An 18,198-nucleotide genomic window follows, 5' to 3' on the forward strand; every position below is an offset into this window, starting at 1 on the left:
TAAAAATAAATATTTATTATTTTTTTTGATTTTTTATTTTTAAAAATTCTTCATATTCAGAATATTGTTTTTTTAATTCAGGAGTCATTTCGCTATAAATATGCTCAAAAATTTCAATAGGTTCTACTTTAGCACCATAAGACATAATATTTTTATGAACTTGAGAAACATATTCTTCTGTTTCCTTGTCTATTTGTTCTATCATATCTTGTATTAAAATTTGTTTATTTAATAAATATTTTTGAAAACGAACGATAGGATCTTTTAATTGCCATTCATTCTCTTCTTCTTTCGAACGGTATAAAGCTGTATTATCATTAGTTGTATGAGCCCCCATACGATAAGTTACAATTTCTAATAAACCAGGACCTTTTTTTTGTCGTGATCTTTCGGCAAAATGTTTAACAGCTGTATGAACCGCTAAAACATCGTTACCATCAACTAACATACCTGGAATTCCGAAAGCATGACATTTTTGAGCTAAAGTTTCAGAATTAGAAGCGATTTTTCTAGGAGTAGAAATAGCATATTGATTATTTTGGATAACAACTACCAAAGGAGCTTTAAAAACGGAAGCAAAATTTAAACCTGCATAAAATTCATCATGAGCGGTACCACCATCACCTATCGTAGCTAAAGTGACTTCATCTTTATTTTGGATTTTACTTGCTAAAGCTAAACCTGATCCTATAGTAACACTAGAACCTATTATAATATTAACAGGTAAAATACGTTTATTAGGGTCCATTTTAGAACCTTTTTCATTACCAAACCAATAAAGATATATATTTTCTAATGAAATACCACGATACAAATATAAACCTATATCTCTAAAATAAGGCGAAATCCAATCTTGATTTTGTAAAGCAGAAGCAGTTCCTACTTGTGAAGCTTCATGACCTCGATTAACAACATAAGACAACATTCTGCCTTGACGTTGATATTGAACAGCTTTTAAATCAGAAATTCTGCATAAAACCATTGTTTTATACATTTTCATTAATTCATCTTTAGATATTTTAGGTTCTAAATCTGGATTAATTACTTTACCTTCTACATCTAAAATTTGCAGTTTTTCTTTTTTTAAAGGATTATATAATTCAAATATTTCTTCCATAAACAAAAGCCCTTTTTACTAATTTTTTTATAATAATTAAAATTATTATATTTATATTACTATGACATAAATATAAATGCGCATATTTTTATTTAATTTAAATTCGTATTTCATTTTTGCATTTTTTTTATACAAAACATATTTCAATTATAAACATAATAATAAAATAAATGAAAAATGCTCAAAATTATATAAAACATATATATCCAATTCTACAATTAAAAAAATCAAAAAAATAATATATAAATAACTATTTATGCCGTTTATAAAAATTTATCTAAACATTTAAAAATAATTTATAATCAAAATAATTTTATAGGTGCAATTTATAAATTTTATAATTATTATATTAAAAACTTACTTAATAATTATAACTTATTTTAATCTAGGATTTTCACAATTCACTAACCATTTACAATATTTAATTTATTTTTGCTTAAAATTATAAATATATAATAATTATTATTATAAAATATTATGTTAAAATAGTATAGTATATGTAACATTTTATTTATTCATTTTAGGTTTTATCCTTAAGTAATAAATAAAAACAAATAAATAAATTTGTTGTGAGGCTGATGTGGCGAAATTGGTATACGCATTTGACTCAAAATCAAACGAGCTTAAACTCATGTCGGTTCGAATCCGACCATCAGTACCAAAAATAGTACCAAATTAACTTTTTTATAAATAAAGCTAATATCAAATAATATAAGAAAAATAATCACATGAAAAAAATTCATGTGTTTATTTTTTTATACTATAAATTACTTTCTTATATATAAAATAATTATTAGTTAAATAATAATAAATTTTAAAAAATAATAGTTATAAGAGTAAATAAATAATGAATCTAAATATTAACAATAATTTTAATTCTTTTATACAAAGTTTTAATAATAAAAACAAAACAACTTACAAACTTTATAAAACACTTGTTGATAAAAAAAATAATAAATGGATTTTAGAAATTTCAGGAGAACAAAATTTCTTAAACATTTGTTCTTCAGAAATATTCAAACAAGAAGTTAAAACTTTTTTATATAACGAAGTAAAAGATTTTATTCAAAATTTTCAGATTGACATTCAATTTTCATTTATAAATTTAAAAAATATAAAAGATGAAAAAATATGGTCCGAAATATTTAAATATCTTTTGAACAAAATTATTCATCAAAAAAATGAAAAAGACGATTTTTATATTTTATCTGATAGTTATATTAGAGTTCCAGAAATTCAAGAAATTGATTTCCAAAATAAAATATGTCAAATAAAAATTCAATTTAATGAAAATAGTCAACAATATAACGAAGAAAAAATAAAAAATACAATTCAAAAATTAGATAAATTATTAAAAAAAGAATATAATTCTGATTTAGATTTAAATTTACAAAAAATAAATTTACCGAAAATAACAAAAAAAATATATAATAATAAATTTTTTTTAAATTTTAAAGATATTCCTTTAACTTATCAAGAAGCTTATGAATTCATAAGTAAAAAAAAGAAATTTTGGATAAAAGGTTATGTTCAGCAAATATCTAAAAAAGAAACTAAAAATAAACAAATTTTATTTTCTTTTTATTTAATGGAAACCGATACAAAAACAGATTCTATATTTTTAAAAAAATTTTTTAATCCTAAAACAGAAAAATATAAACAAATAGAAAAAGATTTTCAAGAAGGAATTTTGATTGAAATTTTATCTTCTTTTGTTAAAGATACTTATAAAAAAGATAGTTTTTATTTTGATATAGATGAATATAAAGTTTTAGAACATACTCCTTTGCATTTAAAAAGAATAGATGATTATCCAGGTAAAAAAAGAATTGAATTTCATGTACATACCAAAATGTCTAATTTAGATGCAACAAATAGTGTTAAAGATTATATTGAAACAGCAGAACGATGGGGTCATAAAGCAATTGCATTTACAGATCATAATGGTCTTTATGCTTATCCTGACATTAATAAATATTCTCGTGGTAAAAATATTAAACCTATTTTAGGATTAGAATCCAATTTTATCGAAGAAAAACCTATTTTTATTACCAATCAAGAACAAAACCCTAACTTTGCTAATTTTCTTTTAAAAAAACACAATTATATTGTTTTAGATATTGAAACTACAGGTTTTTCTAAACATAGAGATAAAATTATTGAAATATCAGCTATCAAAATAGAAAATGGTAAAATAACAGATCAAATTTTTGATGAATTAATTGATCCAGAAATTAAATTAAATAAAAATATTGCAGAACTTACAGGGATCAAAGATGAAGATTTAATTAATAAACCTAAAATTAAAGAAATTTTAACCAAATTTATCAAGTTTATTAAAGGTTGTGTTTTGGTTGCGCACAATTATTCTTTTGATATCGGTTTTTTAAAAGAAAAAGCTAAACAATTAAAAATAACTTTCGAAGATCAACCTTTTATAGATACTTTATATTTAAGCCAAAAATATTTTAATCAAAATTTAAAATTTTTTTCTTTGAAAAGAGTAGCTAAATATTTTAAGGTGAAAAGTGATTTAGAAAGTCGACATCACAGAGCTTTATTTGATTCTCATATAACAGCACTTGTTTTATTAGAAATGTTTAAAAAATTAGAAGAACAAAATATTTTATATTTTTATGATTTAAAAGGTAGTTTAGATATAAAATTTGAAAGATCTTATCATATTAATATTTTGGTTCAAAATCAAATAGGATATAAAAATTTATTTCATTTAATAAGTGATTCTTTAACTAAAGATTTTTATAAACAACCTAGAATATTAAAATCTAATTTAGAGAAATATAGAACAGGATTATTAATAGGAAGTGGTTGTTACGAAGGCAATGTTTTTGAAACTGCTTTAAATAAAAATGATAAAGAATTAAGTGAAGTAATTTCTTTTTATGATTATATAGAAGTTCAGCCTATAGAAAGTTATAAACATATTATTTATGATTTAACAGGCGATGAATCATCTAAAGATAAAAGTGTTATTCAAGAAATAATTTTAAAAATTATTAAAGAAGCTCAAAAACAAAATAAAATAATTATTGCTACCGGAGATGTTCATTATTTAAATCCTTACGATAAAATTTATAGAGAAATTTATATTAATGCTAAATTAATTGGTGGGGGTTTACATAAATTATCTAAATATAAAACCAATAATTTACCAGATAATCATTTTTTAACTACTCAAGAAATGTTAAATGCTTTTGATTTTATAAAAGATCAAAAACTTAAAGAAGATTTAGTTATTAATAATACTCATATCTTAAATGATAAAATTGATAGAATTCAAATTTTTCCTAAACAATTATTCTCATTAAAAGATGACAATTTCTCTACAAACTTAAAAATCCCAAGTATTAAAAAAGAATTACAAACATTAATTCAAAATAAATTACAAAAATTATATGGAATTAAACCACATCCTTTAGTAGATGAAAGAATAAAAAAAGAATTAAAAAGTATTATCAGGGATGATAAAGATACAAATAATAACAATAGTATTTCTCCTATATATTACTTAGCTCATTTGTTAGCCAAAAATTCAATAGAAAAGGGTTATCCAGTAGGTTCGCGTGGTTCTATAGGTTCTTCTTTTACAGCAACTCTGTTAGGGATAACAGAAGTAAATCCTTTAAAACCTCATTATCTTTGTAAACAATGTCAATACACTTTTTTTCCACAAATAACCAAAGAACAAAAAGAAACACAAGCATACAAAGAATATATACTGCAATATAAAAAAAAATATGAAAAATCAGATTTGAATAATTATTCAGATTTTGAAACAAATATTTTATCAGGTTATGATTTACCAGATATAAAATGTCCTTTTTGTTCCAATAACTTTTCAAAAGATGGCCAAAATATTCCTTTCGAGACCTTTTTAGGCTTTGAAGGTAATAAAACACCTGATATAGATTTAAATTTTGCAGGTGATTATCAATCCAAAGCACACGATTATATGAAAGAGTTATTAGGAGAAAATTGTGTATTTAGAGCAGGAACAATCCAAACAGTAGCTAAACAAACTGCTTTTGGTTATGTAAAAGGTTTTATTAAAGACAAAAATTTAGAAAATCAAACAAGAAATTGGGAAATTTATAGAAGAGCTAACATAATCGAAGGTGTTAAACGTTCTACAGGTCAACATCCTGGAGGTATTATTGTTGTGCCACGAGATATTTCTATCTATGAAGTTACCCCAATTCAATTCCCAGCAAATGATATAGAATCTAATTGGAAAACTACTCATTTTGATTATCATTCTTTTGAGCATAATTTATTTAAAATGGATATTTTAGGGCATGATGATCCTATCTTAATTAAATTTTTTATGGATTATGTAAAACAAAATCAAAATAAATTTTCTTTCGATTCTTATCAAAATATTCCGGTAGATGATCCTAAAATTTATAAACTTTTTTCCAACGAATTATTAACAAAAGATGACAAAACACCTATTACAACAATTGCTATCCCAGAATTTGGTACAGATTTTGTAAAAAAAATGTTAAAAGATATTTATATAAAAGAAAAACAAAAATTTAATTTCGGAACTTTAGTAAAAGTATCTGGCTTATCTCATGGAACTGATGTTTGGAATCAAAATGCTAAAGATATTTTAAATAAAGAAGGAGATTTTTATTATTTAAATAATAGTAAAATGAATATTTCTTTTAATGATATTATTGGTTGTCGTGATGATATTATGCTATACTTAATTCAACAAAATGTAGAGCCTTTAAAGGCTTTCGAAATTATGGAATTAGTACGTAAAGGTCAACAACATTCTGAACCTAAAAAATGGAAAGAAATTATAAATACACTAAAACAAAGTACAAATATTCCTGATTGGTATTTCGATTCTTTAACCAAAATAAAATATCTTTTCCCGAAAGCACACGCTACTGCTTATGTTTTAATGGCTTTAAGAATTGCATGGTTCAAAGTCTATCATCCTCTTTTATTTTATAGTGGTGTATTTTCGACAAGACTAGAACAATTTGATTATGATGTAATGTTACAAACACCTGATAAAATTGATGAAAAAATTCAATATTTAATAAATGCAAACAAAAAAGAAAAAAATACTGCAAAAGAACAAAATATTTTAAATACTTTAAATATTGCTTCGGAAATGATCAAAAGAGGTTTTAATTTTTTGCCAATTGATTTAAATAAATCAGAAGCTTTTGAATTTGTGATGCATGATAATAATTCTTTAATAATGCCTTTTATTGCAATAGATGGATTAGGTGAAAAAGCTGCTACCAATATAGTTAATGAAAGAAAAAATAAATTATTTACACAATTAAATTTTTGTAAAAGAGTTAAATTAAATAAAACTATTGCCAAAAAAATAATAGAAGAACTTAAATTAGTAGAAAAATTACCTTTAGAATAATTTTTTTATTTAAAAAATAAACAAATTTGTAATATTATTTAAATTAAGTTATAATTATAGTGAATAATATTTTTTGAAATGTTTTATATTTATTTTGAAATAAAATTCAAAATTATTTGGAATGAGGTTAAATAAAATATATTAATGAAAGTAATTGTCATTGGTTGTAATCATTCAGGAACAGCTGCGGTTAGAACAATATTAAAACAAAATAAAGATATCGAAATCAGTATTTATGAAAAAAATGACAATGTTTCTTTTTTATCTTGCGGAATAGCCTTATATATTGGTGGAGTAGTAAAAGATAGAAAAGGTTTATTTTATTCTAGTGCCGAAGAATTATCTAATTTAGGTGCTGATGTAAAATTAAAACATGAAGTTATTAAAATTGATTTAGAGAAAAAAAATATTTTAGCAAAAGATTTAAAAACTGGTAAAGAATTTATTGATCATTTCGATAAATTAATTTTGTCTACAGGTTCTTGGCCAATTATACCTAAAATAAAAGGAATTCAATCTAAAAATGTTTTTTTATCTAAAAATTTAGAACATGCCAATAATATTATAGATTACGGAAAAAATGTTAATAAAATAACAATCGTAGGGGCTGGTTACATAGGAGTAGAATTAGCCGAAGCTTTTTCAAAACAAAAAAAAGAAGTAACTTTAATAGATATAGAAGATAGAATAATGCCTAAATATCTAGATAAAGAATTTACTTCAATAGCTGAAGATAGTTTACAACAACATAATGTTAATTTAGCTTTAGGTCAAAAAGTAGTTGAATTTAAAACTCGAAACGATTTAGTTACTCATGTTATAACTGATAAAAACAGTTATGAAACAGAAATGGTTATCACATGTATTAGTTTTAGACCTTATACAGATTTAGCAAAAGATATTTTAGAATTAGATTCTAATAACGCTTTAAAAGTTAATGAATATTTGCAAACTTCTCATCCTGATGTTTATGGTTGCGGCGATAATATAAATATTGTTTATAATCCATTAAATAAAAAAAATATGTATATTCCTTTAGCTACGAACGCTGTAAGAACTGGCACTATTGCAGGATTAAACATTAAAAAAAATATTTACAAATATTTAGGTACTCAAGGGACAAGTTGTATTCAAATTAATGATTTAAGTATTTCTTCTACAGGTTTAAACGAACACGCTGCAAAACTATTAAACATTAATTATGATTCAATTACCATAAAAGATGCTAACAGACCTGAATTTATGCCTGAATATGATGCTGTATTATTAAAAATTGTGTTTGAAAAAGAAACAGGTATTATTTTAGGAGGACAAATCCTATCTACTACAGATTTAACTGAAAAAATGAATACTTTAAGTGTTTTTATAGAACAAAAAACTACTGTAGATGCTTTAGCCTTCAAAGACTTTTCTTTTCATCCATATTTTAGCAAACCATGGAATTTATTAAATTTAGTAGGGCTAAAATATTTAGAATCTGTAAAATAAAAATAAATAGATAAGCAATAATAGATAAACAAACTATGTTTACTAAATATAAACATAGTTTTTTATTTTATTTTTTTAAATAAATGAAACAAAATCCAATTCAAACTAAAAATAAATTATAAATATTTCGATTTTAAAATTTTTAAAAAACATTTAAATTTTATATTTATGTCTTAAAAAATATAAAATTTTATATTTTTTTTAAAAAATTTCTAAAAAATTTATATTTATTTTTAGATCAAAAAATTAAATTTAGAATTATCGCAAAGAAAGGTCATCATATAAAATGATTTTTTGTTTTTTAAAAAATTTTTTCAATTATTCTAAAAAATATCTAAAAAAGGCTAATTTAACAGTTAACAAAATTAACCATTTTGATGATTTATTTTCAAAATTAAATAATGATGATTTCCCTAAAGAAACAGAAAGATTAAAAAAACTTTATCAAGAAGGAACTCCATTAGATAATTTATTAGTAGAAGCATTTGCTTTAGCAAAAGAAGCTTGTAAAAGAGTAACAGGTTTAACTCCTTACAATGTTCAACTTTTAGGCGCAATTGTTTTACATGAAGGTAAAATTGCTGAAATGAAAACAGGTGAAGGTAAAACTTTAACTTCAGTTATGCCTGCTTATCTAAACGCTTTAAGCGGCGAAAGCGTTCATATTGTTACTGTTAACGAATATTTAGCTCGTCGTGAAGCCGAAAGTGAAATAGGTGATGTTTTTCGTTTTTTAGGAATGACCGTTGGTTTAAATATTAAAGAAAAAACTATTGAAGAAAAAAAATTAGCTTATAATTGTGATATTCTTTATTCTACTAATAGTGAATTAGGTTTTGATTATTTAAGAGATAACATCGAAACAAATTTTGATAATGTATTAATGAAAAAAAAATATAATTACGCCATTATCGATGAAGTAGATTCAATTTTAATAGATGAAGCTAGAACTCCTTTAATTATTTCTAGTCAAAAAAAACAAGGTATAAAATTTTATAGAGATGCTGATCGTTTTGTTAAAACTTTAAAAGAAGAAAGTTATATAATCGATTTAGAATCTAAAACAATTGAATTAACAGAAGAAGGTATTAAAAAAGCTGAAACTTTTTTTCAAATTAAAAATTTATATAGCGGAAATAATTATGCTTTATTACATTGTATCAAAAACGCTTTAAAAGCTTTTTTTCTTATGGACAAAAATAAAGATTATTTAGTAGATAAGAATAAAATATTAATTATCGATCAATTCACAGGTAGAATTTTACAAGGGCGTCAATTTAGTGATGGATTACATCAAGCTCTAGAAGCAAAAGAAGGTTGCGATATAGAACCAGAAACAGAAATTAGCGCAACTATCACTTATCAAAATTTCTTTCGTATTTATAAAAAAATATCTGGTATGACTGGCACAGCCAAAACAGAAGAAAAAGAATTTATTAGCATTTATAATATGAAAGTAATCGAAATTCCAACTAATAAAGTAATGATTAGAGAAGATGCTCCTGATTTTGTTTTTGCTACTTTAGACGAAAAATGGGAATCTTTATTTCGAGAAATAGAAAAAAGATATAATAAAAAACAACCTGTTTTAATTGGAACTGTTACTGTTGAAGTTTCTGAACAAATTTCTAAAAATTTAAAAAAAAGAAAAATTCCTCATGAAATTTTAAATGCTAAAAATCATTTAAAAGAAGCAGAAATAATTGCTAAAGCTGGGCAAAAAGGTTCTATTACAATAGCGACTAATATGGCTGGACGTGGAACAGATATTCGTTTAGGTAAAGGAGTAGTAGAATTAGGAGGTTTAGCAGTTTTAGGAACTGAAAGACATGAATCCAGAAGAATTGATAATCAGTTAAGAGGTCGTGCAGGAAGACAAGGAGACCCAGGATTTTCAGTTTTTTTTGTATCAGGTGAAGATGAACTAATACAACGTTTTGGCGGGAATAAAATTCAAAAAATAATTTCCTTTTTACAAAAAAATCAAAATATACAAAACGACAATAAACCTATTTCTTTCAAAATTTTTACTAGATTTTTCACTAATATACAAAAAAAAATCGAAGCTTCTAACTTTAATTATCGTAAATTTATTTTACAATTCGATTCTGTATTAGGTTTACAAAGAGACATTATTTATAAACAAAGAAAACAAATTTTACAAACTGAAAACACAGAAGAATTAGCTTTAAATATAATAATAAAAACAATAAATACAAAAATAAAATATTTTTTATTCAATAAAATGACACAAAATAAAGATGAAGATTTAATTAATTTCATAAATTATTTAGAGAACTTATTTTTTCCTAAAAATATCTTTAACTTAGAAGAATTAAAAAAAATAACAGAAAAAGAAAATCAAAAAAATCTGGAAAAAAAAATAACTGAATTAGTTCATGAAAAAATAAAAAATATTTTAGCGCAACATAAAAAAAACTTAATTATTGAAAATAAAGATTATTATTTCGAAACTTTAAAATTTATCATGCTTAGAACTATTGATAATCATTTTAAACGTCATATTTCAGATATGAATACTTTAAGACAAAGTATTAATTTTGTAAGTTATGGACAACAAAATGTTTTAACAGTTTATCAAGATAAAGGACGTAATTTCTTTAACGAAATGATTAAAAATATTTCGTCGGAAATAACACATATTATTTTAAAATTTTCTTTTGCTCCAAATGATTTATCAGAAATAAATAAACAAGAATCTATTGTGAATAAAAATAATCTAAAAAAAAATATTATGAATAGACAACAAAAAAGAAGATATAAATCAGTTAAAAAACCATGGAATTAAAATATTTTGATACAAGGATTTATTGAAACATATGGAAAAATATGAAATTAATAAAATTTTAGAAAATTTAAAAAAAATTTTATTAAATCTAGAATATAAAATAAATATAAAAGAACAAAAAAATAAGATTAATCAATTTAATAAATCAATGACAGAAAGTTCTTTCTGGGATCAAAATAATATTCATATCACTCAACAAACAAAAAAATTTCATAAATTACAAGAACAAATAGATCGGTTTACAGATTTAAATACAAAATTAAATGATTTAATTACTTTATTAGATTTAATAAAAGAAAATGATGATGACTATTCCATATTAGTAAAAGACTTAAATAAACTTCAAAAGGATATTAAAAATTTCGAAATTAGTATTTTATTAAATAAAACTTATGACGAAAACAATGCTATTTTAACTTTGCACCCTGGAGCAGGAGGAACAGAATCACAAGATTGGTGCGAAATGCTCTTTCAAATGTATCAAAAATATGCTCAAAGAAAAAACTTTCAAGTCAAAATTTTATATTTACAACAAGGATTAGAAGCTGGTCTTAAAACAGTTAGTTTATTAATCAAAGGTTCTTATGCCTATGGATATTTAAAGTCAGAAATGGGAGTTCATAGATTAGTCAGAATTTCACCTTTTGATTCTAATTTGCGAAGACACACTTCATTTGTCTCTTGCGAAGTTTTACCTGATATAAAAGAAGAAATTAAAATTGATATAAAAGACGAAGATTTAAGAATTGATGTTTTTAGAAGTAGTGGAGCCGGCGGACAACATGTTAATACAACTGATTCTGCGGTAAGAATAACACATTTACCTACTAATATAGTGGTTAATTGTCAAAACGAAAGAAGCCAAATAAAAAATAGAGAAAAAGCTTTACAAATTCTAAAAACTAAATTATTAGAATTAGAAACTTCCAAACAAAAAGAAAATGAAAATATTTTAAAAGAAGATCAAAAAAATATAAGTTGGGGTAATCAAATCCGAAGTTATATCTTTCATCCTTATCAAATGGTAAAAGACCATCGTACTAATTGTGAAGTTTTTCAAATTGATTCAGTTATGAACGGAAATTTGGATGAATTTATAAATTCTTTTTTAAAAAAATAAATAATATCGAAATATAAATGTTTTTTTTTTTGAAACTATTTATTAGTTTTTTATTTTAAAAAAATTAAATTGAACATAAAGGAAAAAATTCATTTGTTAAAAAATATTTTTAAAAAAAATAAAAATTATAATAATAAGTATTATAAATGGTTTTTGCTTATATTAAATGATATAATTTTGGCTCTCTCTATTTTCTTTTTTATTATAGTTCCTAGGTTAAATAATGGGGGTTTAGATGGTTTTTCTTTATTAACAACACAAATTATTCAATATATTGTGCCAAGTCTAAAATCAAATAAAAACAATTTTAACTCATGTTTTGTTAGTTTACATCTGTTTTATAATTTAATTACTGCATTTTTAGCTTATAAATTTTTTGGCAAAAAATTTTGTCAAAAAACAGTTTTTTTAGCTTTTTTTTTAAGCGGGATTTTTTTTCTTTTAGATCTTTATATAAAAGAAAATGATGTAGAACGTATTTTATCGATGTTTCAATTAGATTTCAACGAAAATAATGATAAAATAAAAAGCATTTTTTCATATATAATATCTGGTACTTTAGGTGGTTTTTTAATTGGATATACTTTAAGTAATATTCGTAATTTAGGTTATAATACAGGTGGTTTGGACATTTGTCAAAAAATTTTAAAAGATATTTATGGTATAAATTTTGTTTTAACTTTATTATTTACTGATGGAATAATCGTTTTGTGTTCTTCTTTCCTCGATGTACAAATTGGATTTTTTTTAATTAAATTATTTTGTTCTCTTTTATCTATAATTATAGTAGGTTTTGTAATGGAAAAAAGAGATAATCTTATCATAAAAAATAAAAATAAATAAATTTTTAAATCGTACAATTATTATTTTGAGTAAAAATTAATAGAAAAACATTAAAAAATTATTTTATAAACCTTCAAAATCCAATGAAAAATGAAAAACAAAATTAGAAAGGTTTTTTTATAATGTATAAAAACGGGTCTATTAAAGTAGAAATGTCTAGTCCTAATTTATATGTAGGAAATTCTGCAAAAAATGCTGAAAGCATTATTGAAATTTTAAATAAAAGTAAAGCAAGTATTGTTTTATTTCCAGAATTATGCTTAAGTGGTTATACGGCGGGAGATTTGTTTTTTGAAACTAATTTTTTAGAAGAAAACTTATCTTCTCTTGATTTTATTATTAATAATAATAATTTCCCAGGTGTTTTCATAATTGGAATGCCTTTTTTATTCAAAGAAATTTTATTTAATGTAGCTATTATTATTCAAGGTAAAAAAATTTTAGGAATTGTACCTAAAAAAACAATACCTAATTATAAAGAATTTAATGAAAAAAGATGGTTTCACTCAGGGCAATATATAAATAATGAAATAATTGATTTATTAGGACAAAAAGTTCCTATAGGAGATATTTTATTCATTAATAAAAAATTTAATATTGTGTTTGGCGTTGAAATTTGTCAAGATTTATGGACTATTATATCCCCTAGCGATAAAATGGTTTTGAACGGAGCTCATTTGATTTTTAATTTATCTTCTTCAACAGAACATATTGGAAAAGATCAAATGCGTAAATTAGCTGTTTTAAATCATTCCCGTAAACAAATAGGAGGATATTTTTATACTAGCAGTGGGATAACAGAATCTTCTACAGATACTCTTTTTTCTAATCATAAAATTGCTGCTGTTTTAGGAGAAATTATTGGAGAAAAAAATTTAACAGAACAAGAAGATATTAGTTTAGTAGTTGATGTATTTATAGATTGCATTAAACATCAAAGAAGAATTGATACAAGTTATGCAGATCAAACAATTGGACAAGAATGGCCTTTTGTAAAATCTTATTTCGATTTAAAAGAAACTGAATCATATGATTTCGAAAAACCATTAAATCCTAAACCTTTTTTAAGGGATAACCCAAAAGAATTAAACAAACAATTAAAATTATCAAATACAATTCAAACATTATCTTTAAAATCTCAAATTTATCATATAAAAAACTCTAAAATTTTATTAGAAATGAAAAATACACTAAATGATATTTTGATGCTTTTAGTTGTTGCTCAATATTTGAATGATAATCAAAAATCTTTCAAAGATTTAGAAATTATAATAAATAAATTAGATTATTATCATGATCCTCAAAGTTTATCTTTTGATAAACAATTATTAAACAACTTAGGGATAACTAATATTAAATTTATAAATAAAGAAAATATAAATAATTCTGAATCGCTTTTAAAAAATAATTTAGATAAATTAATTTTACTAAGTAATAATTTATCTAATATCGCATATGGCAAAATAAATTATAGTTGTCCGTCTAATAGTTTTGTTTATAACATAAATGCTGGCGTACCTAACACTTTAATGACAGAATTGATTTTATTTCATTTTAAAGATAAAAAAATCTTTATTGAAGAAAATATTAAAAATTTTTATTTAAATAAAATAAATACATTTTTAAATCGTGAAGTTATTATAGAAGATTTTATTTTATATCATCATTTAAATAATGGTTTATCTAAAGACAAGATAATTTTCTTATTAGAAAAAACTTTTCTTTGTTCTTATAACGAAAGTTTTACATTAGTTTCGCAATATATTACAAATTTCTATCAAAACCAACACAAAAGAAATAAAATTTCTCCTGGTGTTAAAATTGTATCTTGTGGTTTATCTTATCGTACAGAATTCAAAATTCCAAATCATATTACAAGACAACAATAAAAAAATGGAAAAATAATTCAAATTCAAAGGTAAAATATGAAAAAAAAAATAATTATTGGTTTATCCGGTGGTGTCGATAGTAGTGTAGCTGCTTTTCTTTTAAAAAAACAAGGTTATGACGTCGAAGGTGTTTTTATGCGTAATTGGGATAGTAGTTTAAATTATGATATCAAAGGAAACCCATTTGTTAACAATAATATTTGCCCTCAAGAAAAAGATTTTAATGATGCTTTAAAAATCGCTGAACAATTACAAATTAAATGTCATAAAGTTGATTTTTCAGAAAATTATTGGAATCAAGTTTTTACTTCTTTTTTAAATGATATAAAACAAAATTTAACTCCTAATCCTGATGTATTATGCAACAATAAAATTAAATTTTCAATTTTTACCAAATATGTAGAGCGATTTAAACCTGATTATATAGCTATGGGTCATTATGCCAAAATTATTCATAAAAATAAAAGAAAAATTTTAGCTAAAGCTTTAGATAAAAACAAAGATCAAACTTATTTTTTATCTCAATTAAAAGAAGAACAATTAAATAAAATTATTTTTCCTTTAGGTGAAATAACAAAAGAACAAGTAAGGCAAATAGCTCTTCAAGCAAAACTAATCACTGCTAATAAAAAAGATTCTACCGGTATTTGTTTTATCGGAGAAAGAAATTTTTTTATTTTTTTGAATAATTATATAAAATCACAAAAAGGACCTATCAAAGATACAAACGGTGTTTTTTTAAAAGAACATGAAGGTGTAATGAAATATACTATCGGCCAAAGAAAAAGATTAAATTTAAAAGTAACAAAAGAGAATCCAAATCCTTGGTTTGTGGTAGGTAAAGATTTAAAAACTAACACTCTTTATGTAGATCAAAATCCTGAAAGTCCTTATTTATATAGTGATGCAGCTTTGGTTACAAATATAGTTTGGAGAGATTGTGGATGTTATTTTTATAAAAAAAATGCTAAAATGAAAATATCAGCTAAATTTCGATATCGTCAGCCTGATCAAGAAGTTGAAATTATATTTTTAAGCGAAAATATAATTAAAGTTTGTTATCCACAAAAGATTAAATTAGTTACACCTGGACAAATTTGTGCCTTTTATAAAGAAGATTTTTGTTTAGGTGCTGGCGTAATAAAGGAAGTTTATTATCAAAATAAAAAATTATTATACGCTTAAGTTTTTATTTTATGATTCGTTATAAATAATTTATTCTTCTTTTTTTTTAAAAAACATTCAAAAAATTTTTAAGGTGGTTTTTGTGTGTTATTATCGAAAGATCAATCTAATAACAAAAATGAATTAAATCAAGAAGAACAAAAAATATTCCAAGAATTAATATCTAAAATTAAGTCATATATAAAAAATGAAAATATTTTAAGTCAAATAAATAAATCTTATTTATTGGCTAAAGAAAAACATAAAAATCAAAAAAGAATAACGGGAGAAAATTTTATTATTCATCCTATTCATGTGACTCAAATTTTAGCTGATTTACAAAGTGAACCTAATACTTTAATGGCAGGATTACTGCATGATGTTTTAGAAGATACAGATTTAACTTTTGAAGAACTAAAATCATATGTAGGTGAAGATATAGCGCATATAGTAAAAAGAACCACTAAATTAACTAAACTTATATTTAATCAACAACAAAGACAAATCGAAAATCAACAAAAAATGTTCTTAGCTATGGCAAATGATATTAGAGTGGTACTTGTTAAATTAGCTGATAGGCTTCATAATATGAAAACTTTAAAAATAATGAAACCTGATAAAAGAATACGCATTTCACAAGAAACTTTAACTATTTATGTTCCTTTAGCTCATCGTTTAGGTTTATTTAAAATAAAATCAGAATTAGAAGATCTCTCTTTTCGTTATATTCAACCTGAAAAATATTATCAAATATCTAACTTAATCAATATGAAACAAAATCAAAGAGAGAAATCTATTCAAGAAATAATTAACAATATTAAAATTTTGTTTAATCAATCTAATATTACAAATTTTTCTATTAGCGGTAGAAGCAAAAATATTTATAGCATTTATAAAAAAATGAAGCAAAGACAAGTAGGATTAGAAGAAATTTTTGATTTATTGGCTATTCGTATTATTGTAAACGAAGTAGATTTATGTTATCGTTGCTTAGGCATTATTCACTCTCATTACTCACCTTTACCTTTAAGATTTAAAGATTATATTGCCGTTCCTAAACCTAATTTATATCAATCATTGCATAATACTGTTCTATCTAAAGATGGTACTTTATTCGAATTACAAATAAGAACTAAAGAAATGGATGAAATTGCCGAAAAAGGGATTGCTGCACATTGGGGATATAAAGAAAATAAAATATATTCCAAACAAGATAAACAATTGGAAATCGCTAAAAAATTAAGATGGTATAAAGAATTAATTAAAATAACTCAAGATTCCGATGATTATTTAAATAAAAATCCTGAAAATTTTGTAAATGCTATTAAAAATGATATTTTAACCGAAAATATTTATGTTTTTACTCCTAAACAAGAAGTTTATGAATTAACGAAAGGTTCAACACCAATTGATTTCGCTTTTCTTATTCATTCCTCTATTGGATATAGAATGACTAGAACTATTGTGAACGGGAAAATTGTTCCTTTAGATTATATTTTAAAAAATGGCGATATTATTTCTATCACAACTAATAAAAATTTATTTCGTGTTAACAAAGAATGGTTAAAAATTGTCAAAACTACTTATGCTAAAAAATTAATCAAAAAAGTTTTAAATCAAGAAAAACAAAAAAATCTATATTTAATCAAAACAGGTCAAGAGATTTTAAAAAAAGAATTAAATAATAAAAAAATAAACTTTACAATTGATAAAAATTTTTTAACTAAATTTTGTCATAAACAAGATATTCAAAATATTAATGATTTATATATTGCTATCGCTAATACAAAAATTAATTGTAATTATGTAATTAATAAAATTAATTTATCCTTAGAAAAAAATAAAAATATTTGCGAAAAACAAATAATAAAAAATTATAATAATAAAGTATCTTATTGCAATAATAGTGGAGTTTTTATTGAAGGAGTAGAAAATATTAAATTAAAATTAGCTAATTGTTGTACTCCTGTATTTAACGAAGATATTATAGGTTTTATTTCTAAAGGAAAAGGTATTAATATTCATAGTAAAACATGCCCTAATATAACAAAATATGATTCAAACGAAATTATTGATGCTCATTGGTACAATGATAATCCTAAATTAAAATATTTTGCTTGGATTTTTTTAATAGGTTCTCGTAATTCTACACTTTTAATAAATATTAATAAAAAAATTAACGCATTAGGAATTGATATTTTAAAAATAAATATTGTTAATGATAAATCATCAGAAACAAAAATTAAATTAAAAATTTTAATTCATAATATTAAAGAAATTGAAAAATTAATTTCTACTTTATCACAATTACCTAATATTTATCAAATTTATAGAGGAATCAATTAAAAGATT

The 18,198-nt window shown here is 22.8% G+C and carries 9 protein-coding genes and 1 tRNA gene; 9 read left to right on the forward strand and 1 reads right to left on the reverse strand.

All coding sequences use genetic code 11. From position 1 onward, the window contains the following. Positions 1 to 16 precede the first annotated feature (16 nt). Positions 17 to 1,117 (reverse strand): pyruvate dehydrogenase (acetyl-transferring) E1 component subunit alpha, encoded by a 1,101-nt coding sequence (gene pdhA / locus ACTCUI_RS00410; RefSeq protein ID WP_463430692.1) that lies wholly within the window; start codon positions 1,115 to 1,117, stop codon positions 17 to 19. A gap of 574 nt (positions 1,118 to 1,691) precedes the next feature. Here pdhA and ACTCUI_RS00415 point away from each other — a divergent pair. The 9 genes from ACTCUI_RS00415 (at position 1,692) to ACTCUI_RS00455 (ending at position 18,192) form a co-directional block, all read left to right on the forward strand. Further along, a tRNA-Leu gene (locus ACTCUI_RS00415) sits at positions 1,692 to 1,778 on the forward strand. 186 nt (positions 1,779 to 1,964) lie between these two features. After that, entirely contained in the window at positions 1,965 to 6,533 is a 4,569-nt protein-coding gene (locus ACTCUI_RS00420) for an exonuclease domain-containing protein (protein WP_463430694.1), read from the forward strand. Positions 6,534 to 6,677: 144 nt separating this feature from the next. Continuing rightward, positions 6,678 to 8,021: an FAD-dependent oxidoreductase gene (locus tag ACTCUI_RS00425; protein ID WP_463430696.1), complete on the forward strand. Its 1,344-nt coding sequence runs from the start codon at positions 6,678 to 6,680 to the stop codon at positions 8,019 to 8,021. 289 nt (positions 8,022 to 8,310) lie between these two features. Further along, the gene (gene secA, locus ACTCUI_RS00430; protein WP_463430765.1) at positions 8,311 to 10,830 is read left to right on the forward strand and encodes a preprotein translocase subunit SecA; all 2,520 of its coding nucleotides are present in this window, start codon (positions 8,311 to 8,313) and stop codon (positions 10,828 to 10,830) included. A 31-nt stretch (positions 10,831 to 10,861) separates the two neighbouring features. Next, positions 10,862 to 11,950: a peptide chain release factor 2 gene (gene prfB / locus ACTCUI_RS00435; protein ID WP_463430698.1), complete on the forward strand. Its 1,089-nt coding sequence runs from the start codon at positions 10,862 to 10,864 to the stop codon at positions 11,948 to 11,950. 93 nt (positions 11,951 to 12,043) lie between these two features. After that, a complete protein-coding gene (locus tag ACTCUI_RS00440) occupies positions 12,044 to 12,793 on the forward strand; it encodes a YitT family protein (RefSeq protein ID WP_463430700.1) in 750 nt (249 codons plus the stop codon). Between the two features lie 122 nt (positions 12,794 to 12,915). Continuing rightward, positions 12,916 to 14,682 carry a nitrilase-related carbon-nitrogen hydrolase gene (locus ACTCUI_RS00445; RefSeq protein WP_463430702.1) on the forward strand — a complete coding sequence of 589 codons (1,767 nt, stop codon included), beginning with the start codon at positions 12,916 to 12,918 and terminating at the stop codon, positions 14,680 to 14,682. 36 nt (positions 14,683 to 14,718) lie between these two features. Beyond that, the gene (gene mnmA, locus ACTCUI_RS00450; protein ID WP_463430704.1) at positions 14,719 to 15,867 is read left to right on the forward strand and encodes a tRNA 2-thiouridine(34) synthase MnmA; all 1,149 of its coding nucleotides are present in this window, start codon (positions 14,719 to 14,721) and stop codon (positions 15,865 to 15,867) included. An 84-nt stretch (positions 15,868 to 15,951) separates the two neighbouring features. After that, the gene (locus ACTCUI_RS00455; RefSeq protein ID WP_463430706.1) at positions 15,952 to 18,192 is read left to right on the forward strand and encodes a RelA/SpoT family protein; all 2,241 of its coding nucleotides are present in this window, start codon (positions 15,952 to 15,954) and stop codon (positions 18,190 to 18,192) included. The last annotated feature ends 6 nt before the right edge of the window (positions 18,193 to 18,198 follow it).

It is taken from the genome of Brinjal little leaf phytoplasma, assembly GCF_978563805.1.